The organism is Rugamonas sp. FW305-51, assembly GCF_058786935.1.
Genome location: NZ_JBYSZG010000035.1, coordinates 57,130 through 64,933, shown reverse-complemented (window position 1 = coordinate 64,933; position 7,804 = coordinate 57,130). Strand labels below are relative to the sequence as shown.

The following is a 7,804-nucleotide window of genomic DNA, read 5'->3' as shown; positions in this document are numbered from 1 at the left end:
CCCTTTCTTAACCTGAATCAAGAATTTAAAAAGTTGTTCCGGGATTCATTGACCACACCATATCTAGTGGCTAATCTGTAGTTCCAAACTACAGATAGTATCCGGAGGGATTGTGGGCGAAGCCATGCAACAAACATACATCATCAAGCGCGACGGCACGCGGCAGCACTTCGATGCCGCCAAGATCGTCGCCGCCCTGAACAGCGCCGGCCTGGCCACCGGCGAATTCGACGCCGACGGCGCCAACCGCCTGGCCCAGGTCACCGTACTGCGCCTGAGCGACATGACCGACCTGGCGCAACTGACCGTGGAGCGCGTGCAGGACACGGTGGAATCGGTGCTGTACGATGCCGGCCACCGCAAGACATTGCGCGCCTACGTGGTCTACCGCGAGCAGCACAACAACCTGCGCCAGGACCGCAAGTCGCTGGTGGACGTGGAATCGTCCATCAACGAATACCTGAACCAGCAGGACTGGCGCGTAAACGCCAACGCCAACCAGGGCTACTCGCTCGGTGGCCTGATCCTGAACGTGTCGGGCAAGGTGATCGCCAACTACTGGCTCAATCACGTCTATCCGCCGGAAGTGGGCCAGGCCCACCGCGACGCCGACATCCACATCCACGACCTGGACATGCTGGCCGGCTATTGCGCCGGCTGGTCGCTGCGCACCCTGCTCAACGAAGGCTTGAACGGCGTGCCGGGCAAGGTCGAATCGAGCCCGCCCAAGCACATGTCGAGCGCCATCGGCCAGATCGTCAACTTCCTCGGCACGCTGCAGAACGAATGGGCCGGCGCCCAGGCGTTCAGCTCCTTCGACACCTACATGGCGCCCTACATCCGCAAGGACAGCCTGAGCTACGCCGAGGTCAAGCAGTACGTGCAGGAGCTGATCTACAACCTCAACGTGCCCTCGCGCTGGGGCACCCAGACCCCGTTCACCAACCTGACCTTCGACTGGGTCTGCCCGGAAGACCTGCGCGAACAGGTGCCCGTGATCGCCGGCGAGGAAATGCCGTTCACCTACGGCGAGCTGCAGGACGAGATGGACATGATCAACCGCGCCTACATCGAGATCATGATGACGGGCGACGCCAAGGGCCGCGCCTTCACCTTCCCCATCCCGACCTACAACATCACCGAGGATTTCGCCTGGGAGAGCCCGAACGCGGAACTGCTGTTCGAAATGACGGCCCGCTACGGCCTGCCCTACTTCCAGAACTTCATCAACTCGGAACTGAAGCCGAACATGATCCGTTCCATGTGCTGCCGCCTGCAGCTGGACCTGCGCGAGCTGCTCAAGCGCGGCAACGGCCTGTTCGGCTCGGCCGAGCAGACCGGGTCGCTGGGCGTGGTCACCGTCAACTGCGCCCGTCTGGGCTACCTGCACCGGGGCGACGAGGCGGGCCTGCTGGCCGCGCTGGACCGCCTGCTGGTGCTGGGCAAGCAAAGCCTGGAGATCAAGCGCAAGGTGATCCAGCGCCACATGGACAACGGCCTGTTCCCGTACACCAAGCGCTACCTGGGCACGCTGCGCAACCACTTCTCCACGCTGGGCGTGAACGGCATCAACGAGATGATCCGCAACTTCACCAACGACAGCGACGACATCACCACGACCATGGGCCGCGACTTCGCCCTGCGCCTGCTGGACCACGTGCGCGCGCGCATGCTGGAGTTCCAGGACGAGACGGGCCACATGTACAACCTGGAGGCCACGCCGGCCGAAGGCACGACCTACCGCTTCGCCAAGGAAGACCGCAAGCGCCATCCCGAGATCCTGCAGGCCGGCACCCAGGACATGCCCTACTACACCAACTCCTCGCAGCTGCCCGTCGGTTACACGGACGATCCGTTCGAGGCGCTGGAGCAGCAGGACGCGCTGCAGCGCAAGTACACGGGCGGCACCGTGCTGCACCTGTACATGACGGAGGCGCTGTCGAGCCCCGCCGCCTGCCGCACGCTGGTGCGCCGCGCGCTGGGACGTTTCGGCCTGCCCTATATCACGATCACGCCGACCTTCTCGATCTGCCCCAAGCACGGCTACCTGAGCGGCAGCCACAAGTTTTGTCCCAAATGCGATGCCGACCTGATCGCACGCCAGCAACGCGACGTTGCAGCCATCTAAACGAAAGGAACTGCCATGAACGATATGAGCCACAATATGAGCCACACCGTGCAAATCATCCCCCGCGCCGTCGTATTGAACGACGCCGACCGCCAGCCGTGCGAAATCTGGACCCGCGTGATGGGCTACCACCGTCCCGTCTCGTCCTTCAACACGGGCAAGAAGGGCGAGTTCTACGAGCGCAAGTACTTCCAGGAGCCGCAAAGCACTGCGGCCTGCTAGCATGGAAGCCGGCCTGCTCAAGGTGGGCGGCTTCACGCCGTTCACCGCCACCGACTACCCCGGCCATCTGGCGGCGGTCGTCTTCGTGCAGGGATGCGCGTGGCGTTGCGGTTACTGCCACAACCCGCACCTGCAATCGCGTCCCAAGCGCAGCCCGCTGGCCTGGTCCAGCGTGCTGAAGGTGCTGCAAAAGCGGGCCGGCCTGATTGACGGCGTGGTCTTCAGCGGCGGCGAGCCGACCACCGACCCGGCCCTGCCGGCGGCGGTGGAGGAAGTACGAGCGCTGGGATTCAAGGTGGGTCTGCATACGGCCTGCATCTACCCGGACCGGCTGCGCGAGCTGCTGCCAAGGCTGGACTGGGTGGGGTTCGACGTCAAGGCGCCGTTCGCGCACTATGCGGCCGTGACGGGCGCGCCCGACAGCGGCGTCCAGGCCGAAGCGTGCGCGCGCGCCATCCTGGAGAGCGGCATTCCGTACGAGTGCCGCACCACCGTGCATCCCACGCTGCTCAAGCCGCAGGGCATCATCGAACTGGCCTCCACGCTGGCGGACATGGGGGTGAAGAACTACGTGCTGCAGGAATTTCGCGCGCAAGGATGCAGCGATGCGGGGTTGAGCGCGGGCGCGGTAGCCGGCTATCCCGGCCCCGCCATCGTCAGCGCGGTGTCGGCCATGTTCCCCCACTTCACGATGCGGCGTACCCACTAAAACAAAATCGGGGGGCAGTGCCAACCATCATACGAGAGCTCAACCGTAGAATGAACTACGGCCCGGTTCGTGTACGATGGTTGGCACTGCCCCCCGAAGTACTTACGATGTCGCTGCCGTCGTTTGCAAACGACGCACACCATCGACAAACCGCGCCAGCGTGGCCGACAGGGCGCCGCGCGGCAGCATCGCTTCGATCAGCTGGAAACGGCCACGCGTGGCCAGTGCCTTCTGCAAGGCTTGCTGCAACTGCTCGCGCGTCTCGGCACGATAGCCGTCGCCGCCCAGCGCCGGCGCGGCGTCCGCGAAATGCCAGTCACTCAGGTCGTTGTAGCGGGCTTCGGGCTGGAAGGTGCGCAGCATCTCCCAGCCGCGGTTGTTGAAGACGATGACGATGGGGTCCCAGCCATAGCGCTGGCAGTTGCCCAGCTCCCAGCCCGTCATCTGGAACGCGCCGTCGCCGACCAGGATGATGGGACGCTCGCCGCTCGAGGCCTGCAGCCCCAGGCCGGCCGGCACGCCATAGCCCATGGTGGCGTAATAGCCCGGCGCCAGCAATGCCGTGTGCTCGATGTCGAGCGCCGTGAAGAAGCAGTCGCCGATGTCGGAGACGATGGGCATGCGGCCATGCTGCGCCATCGCGTCGTTGACGGCGCGGGCGATGTCCATCGGCGTGATGCGGGCGCCATCCGCCTGCAGCTCATACGGATAGCGGGCCGCCTTGTGTTCCGGCGCCTGCAACGCCAGCGATTGCGCACTTTCCAGCATGCCGTCCAGCAGCGCTTCCAGCGGGATGTCGGGATAGACGTGGTAACCCATGGTGACCTGGCCGTCGAGCGCCAGGATGCCGCGCCGCATGTCGATCTTGCGTTCGGAGACGCCGAAATTGGTGTCCGACACGAGCACACCCAGCATCAGCAGCGCGTCGGACTGCTCCACCGCCTCCGTGATGACAGGGTCGCCCGCCACGCCGAGATAGGTGCCCAGCAACGGCGCGTCCGTCTCGGCCAGCAGGCCGCGGCCCATGATGGTGGTGGCCACCGGCACGCGCAGCAGCTTGGCCAGCCGCGCCACTTTTTCCTCGATGCCGAAGCGGCGTATCTCTATCCCCACCAGCAGCATGGGCCGCTGCGCCTTGGCCAACCGCGCCAGCAGCTCCTGCACGCAGGCCTGCAGCGCTTCGGCGTCATGCGCGGGCGCGGGCAGGCGCGGCACGGGCTCGCACGGCACCGCCACCATGTCGCGCGGCAGTTCGATGTAGACTGGACGCGACTGGCTCTGGCAGTTGCGCAGCACGCGGGCGATGTCGGCCGGCGCCGTCTCGGCGTTGTTCAGCACCATCTGGTCGCAGGTGATTTCGCGGAAGATGGCCAGCTGGGAGTCCAGCGTGCGGGTCTGGTGGTGCAGCAGGAAGCCGTTGCGGCGCTCGTGCGCGCCGGGCGCGCCGGAGATGACCACCATCGGCACCTTTTCCGCATACGACGAGGCCACGGCGTTGACCATGTTGAGCGCGCCGGCGCCATACGTCACCACGGCCACACCGAGGCCGCCGCCCTGAAAGCGGGCCGCCGCGTCGGCCGCGAAGCCCACGCCCGGCTCGTGGCTCAGCGTGTACAGCGGCAGCACCTGCGACTGTTCCACCTGCTGGAAGAACGGCAGCACGAAATCGCCCGGCAGGCCAAACAGCTCACGGGCGCCATGCGCCTTGAGCGCGTGCAGCAGGGAGAGGGAAAGGTTCATGTTGTTGTCTCTTTGGTTTGATTTGGGAGAGATGCCGGAGGGGCCGATCGGGCGCCCTCCAGCATGGCCATGACCCCGGCGACGGCTTGGTCGGCCTGCGCCGGGTCGAAATCGGCATGGAACCGTTTCTTGATACCCATGTGCTGCAGCAGCACATGATGGTCCGGCACGATGGCGTGCCGTTCCAGACAGTGGCGGGTACAGGCCAGCGCGCAACCGTCGATGGCGACGATGGGCCGGCCCGACCGGGCCAGTTTGAGCAGCGGGGGGACGTCGCCGCCGATGCCGGCGATGCAAGACATCTCGGCCGCGCCGCGCCGGTCCAGCTGCAGCGCCACGTAGTTGGCGGTCTGCGCGGCGCTGGAACAGCCGGAACACGAATAGACCAGCGGCAGATCCTTGCGTTTTCCAGCCATGGCGTGCACCTCCCCGTGCTCAGTTGAACATCAGCTGCGCCGGGCCGCACCCGGGCGCAGCCCCTGCAGCCAGCGTTGCAACGCCTGGCGGGCCAGGTCCAGCATGGGCGCTTCGATCGCGTCCAGCGTGTTCTTGACCAGCAGGCCCAGTTCCGTGTCGCCTTCCATCGAGAGGCGGCGGCAGAAGAACAGCGTGTCCGGATCTTCCTCGCGCCGCGCCAGGGCCAGGAAATCGCGCGCGCTGGCGGCGATTTCCAGGTCCACCTGCGGCGCGCGGCGGCGGGCCGCGAAGCGTTCACCCTGCCATTCGAAATCGAACGAGACGGCCGCGTCGCGCACGGTGATGCGCAAGCTCCTGCCCTGCAGGATGGCGCGCACGTCGGCCGGCAGGTGCTGGCGCAAGGTCAGGTTCAGGCCCGTGACGAACAGCAGCGAACCGGGGAACGGCGGCAGCTTGCCGAAGATGGCCGCCACGGGCGCCGGCAGCGTCTGGCCGCCGCGCTTGATCGGTGGATTTGCGGCTTGCATCATGCGGCCCTCCCTGCCTGTTGTTCCAGTCCCGGTTTGCCGTACCAGTAGCCGTTGCACGCTTCGGCCGGCATCCAGTCGGCCAGCATGGCGTTGGCCGCCGCGCCGGACATTTCGCCGCGGCGCACTGCGTCGAAGCTGTCGATCACGCGCCGCGTGTGCTGCGACTGCGGGCTGATACGCACCACGTCCACGCCCAGCGCGGCCATCTGGTCCAGCTCCCCGATCAGGTTGTAGACCAGGGCCGACTGGGTCTGTGTGCCGTTCAGCACCAGGAACGGCGCATCCTCGCGGGTCTGCATCAGCAGGCCGTCCGGGTAGTCCAGGCAGCTGAACTGGCAGTTATCCTTGGGCAGGTTGCGGTTGCGGGCCGTGAAGCAGCGCGCCGAAAACGCCAGCGGCATGCGGCCGTAGGCGAAGATTTCCGTCTCCATCCCTTGCGGACGGCCGGCCTGCATCTGCTCCAGGCCGTCGCGGCCCATCTCCAGCGGCATCACCCAGCGGCGCGCGCCCATCTGGCCCATCAGCTGCAGCGTGGGCGGGTTGTAGACGTTGACGTGCGGTCCGGCCACGAACGGGATGCCGCCGGCCACACAGTGCACGGCGCCCATGTCGTTCGCTTCCACGGCAAAGCGGCCGTTGCCGGTCAGGCGGCGCAGCGCCGTCACGTCCGAGCCCGATTCGAGCAGGGCCAGGGTGGACAGCACCACTTCCTTGCCGGCCGCTTCCAGCTTGTCGGCGATATCCAGCCAGTCGGCCAGGCGCAGCTCATGGCGGCGCGAACAGACGGCCTCGCCGAGGTAGACGATATCGACCGGCGTGGCCGCCATCTCCTCGTAGAACTTCATTACGGTGTCGCGGGGCCAGTAGTACAGAATGGGCCCCAGGGCGAGTTTCAACATGCTTGCTCCCAAAGTGCCGGCCATGGGCCGGCGGTCATCATTTCCAAGAACGGTGGTAGGCGCCCAGCGTGTGCTGCTGGCCTTCCGCCACCCGGTTCAGTTCCGTCATCCAGTCCGGCTTGACGGAATAGCGGGCCGGATTGTTCAGCACCTGGTCGATGGCGTCGCGCCACACGCGCGTGACCTGGGCCACGTAGGCGGGGCTGCGCTGGCGTCCTTCGATCTTCACGGCGCGTACGCCCATGCCCACCAGCTGCGGCAGCAGTTCCAGCGTATTGAGGCTGGTGGGTTCCTCGACGGCGTAATAGGTTTCGCCTTCAACGTTGAAGCGGCCCTTGCACAGCGTGGGGTAGCTGGCGTTTTCCTCCTCGCCGTAGCGGTCGATCAGCACCCCGTTCAGGCGCGATTCCAGCCCTTTGGGACTTTGCTGCCAGCGCACGGCCTTGGCCGGCGAACATACGCCATGGGTGTTGGGCGACTCGCCCGTGGCGTAGGACGACAGCGCGCAGCGCCCTTCCACCATCACGCACAGGCTGCCGAAACCGAACACCTCGATTTCGACCGTCGTGTTGCTGGCCACCGATTCCACCTGGGCCAGCGACAGCACGCGCGGCAGCACCGCGCGCTGGATGCCGAAGTGCTTCTGGTAGAAGTTGATGGCCTCGTAGTTGGTGGCCGAACCCTGCACGGACAGGTGCAGGCGCAGGTCGGGGAAGTTCTCGGCCGCGTACTGCATCAGGCCCGGATCGGCCAGGATCACGGCGTCCACCCCGGCGCCGGCGGCGCGGTCGATGGCGGTGCGCCACAGGCCGCTGGTGGACGGCTGCGGATAGGTGTTCAGGGCCAGCAGCACCTTGCGCCCGCGGCTGTGGGCGTACTCGATGCCCTGCGCGATGGCCACGTCGTCGAAATTGAGGCCGGCGAAATTGCGGGCGTTGGTGGCGTCGCGAAAGCCCAGGTAGACGCAGTCGGCGCCGTTATCGATGGCGGCCTTGAGCGCCGGCAGGCTGCCGGCGGGGCAGACCAGCTCTATGCCGGCGTTGCGTTCCGCCGGACGGGAAGATACGGATAAATTACTCATGTTTGCGAGGTCAAGGCTAGGGTGAACCGGCCGCACCCGCGGCGGCCGGTGGAAAAATGGTGGCGCCGGCCAGGGCGC

General features: G+C 66.2%; 8 protein-coding genes. 3 read left to right on the top strand and 5 right to left on the bottom strand.

The annotated features are described in order from the left end of the window. Window positions 1–124 precede the first annotated feature (124 nt). From AC3WOS_RS21030 to AC3WOS_RS21020, 3 genes are read left to right on the top strand one after another with little or no spacing between them, the layout of a single operon-like run. Window positions 125–2,128, top strand: a complete 2,004-nt coding sequence (locus AC3WOS_RS21030; RefSeq protein ID WP_492718232.1) for a ribonucleoside triphosphate reductase — start codon at window positions 125–127, stop codon at window positions 2,126–2,128. Window positions 2,129–2,164: 36 nt separating this feature from the next. Further along, window positions 2,165–2,350 carry an anaerobic ribonucleoside-triphosphate reductase gene (gene nrdD, locus AC3WOS_RS21025; RefSeq protein ID WP_492718236.1) on the top strand — a complete coding sequence of 62 codons (186 nt, stop codon included), beginning with the start codon at window positions 2,165–2,167 and terminating at the stop codon, window positions 2,348–2,350. Between the two features lies 1 nt (window position 2,351). After that, entirely contained in the window at window positions 2,352–3,059 is a 708-nt protein-coding gene (locus AC3WOS_RS21020) for an anaerobic ribonucleoside-triphosphate reductase activating protein (protein ID WP_492718230.1), read from the top strand. A gap of 102 nt (window positions 3,060–3,161) precedes the next feature. Here the strand turns inward: AC3WOS_RS21020 and ipdC are convergent, their stop codons facing one another. Genes ipdC through ubiU form a run of 5 tightly spaced genes read right to left on the bottom strand, consistent with a single transcriptional unit; the run spans window position 3,162 to window position 7,726 of the window. Next, entirely contained in the window at window positions 3,162–4,799 is a 1,638-nt protein-coding gene (ipdC, locus tag AC3WOS_RS21015; RefSeq protein ID WP_492718228.1) for an indolepyruvate/phenylpyruvate decarboxylase, read from the bottom strand. Next, window positions 4,796–5,215, bottom strand: coding sequence for a putative zinc-binding protein (locus tag AC3WOS_RS21010; RefSeq protein ID WP_492718227.1), 420 nt, complete (start codon window positions 5,213–5,215; stop codon window positions 4,796–4,798). The genes ipdC and AC3WOS_RS21010 overlap by 4 nt, the downstream gene beginning before the upstream one ends. A 30-nt stretch (window positions 5,216–5,245) precedes the next feature. Beyond that, window positions 5,246–5,746, bottom strand: a complete 501-nt coding sequence (gene ubiT, locus AC3WOS_RS21005; protein WP_492718225.1) for a ubiquinone anaerobic biosynthesis accessory factor UbiT — start codon at window positions 5,744–5,746, stop codon at window positions 5,246–5,248. Beyond that, window positions 5,743–6,645, bottom strand: coding sequence for a ubiquinone anaerobic biosynthesis protein UbiV (gene ubiV / locus AC3WOS_RS21000; RefSeq protein WP_492718223.1), 903 nt, complete (start codon window positions 6,643–6,645; stop codon window positions 5,743–5,745). The genes ubiT and ubiV overlap by 4 nt, the downstream gene beginning before the upstream one ends. Window positions 6,646–6,682: 37 nt before the next feature. Continuing rightward, window positions 6,683–7,726, bottom strand: a complete 1,044-nt coding sequence (gene ubiU / locus AC3WOS_RS20995; RefSeq protein WP_492718221.1) for a ubiquinone anaerobic biosynthesis protein UbiU — start codon at window positions 7,724–7,726, stop codon at window positions 6,683–6,685. Between the last annotated feature and the right edge of the window lie 78 nt (window positions 7,727–7,804).